The organism is Streptomyces polyasparticus (assembly GCF_014493765.1).
GTDB classification, from domain to species: Bacteria; Actinomycetota; Actinomycetes; order Streptomycetales; family Streptomycetaceae; genus Streptomyces; species Streptomyces polyasparticus.
The window spans coordinates 1-584 of sequence record NZ_JACTVJ010000104.1; the positions used below are offsets into that span (position 1 = coordinate 1).

At 44.3% G+C, this 584-nt stretch carries 1 protein-coding gene; it reads right to left on the reverse strand.

The features are described from left to right. A partial coding sequence (locus H9Y04_RS49060) for a protein kinase family protein (protein ID WP_187820148.1) occupies window positions 1-584 on the reverse strand: 584 nt, incomplete at both ends.

Below are 584 nucleotides of genomic sequence, written 5' to 3' on the forward strand. Positions count from 1 at the left end.
GGTGGCAGTAGTTGATGGCATCCACGAGTTGAAGCATCACATTGGCCATAAGTCTTTGTCTGTTCTGGTAAGGAGGAGGATTACTAAATAGACCCTTTTCGATGATGTTTCCAAAAAGATCTCCCTGGGGATAGTAGTCCATGACGATGGCTACCGCCTCGTCTCCGAGCGACAAAACCTGGTGCAAAGTGGTGATATTGGGGTGATCGTGCACCACCAACTGCAATGCTATTTCTCGTAAAAAAGGACAGTGAACGGCATTTTGACGAATGGTTTCGAGATCAAGTTGTGCTGGTGGTTCCTGATCATAGCACATGGAGAAATAATGGTGGATTCTTTTCATAATGTAGATTTTATTGGCTGCAACATCACGGGTTAAGCATTGGCGAATAGGAGGATTATTGAGGATCATCTTGACAGCATATTGCTTTCCAGCGTTTACATCTCGGATGCCATAGATCAAACCATAAGTTCCAGCGCCAATCTTGGTGGTAAACTGGAATCTGGGTGACAAAAAAAGCCCATCGAGGGCATATTCTGATAAGAGTTCTTGGTAAGGTGTCGAAGGACACATTTGTTTGTTG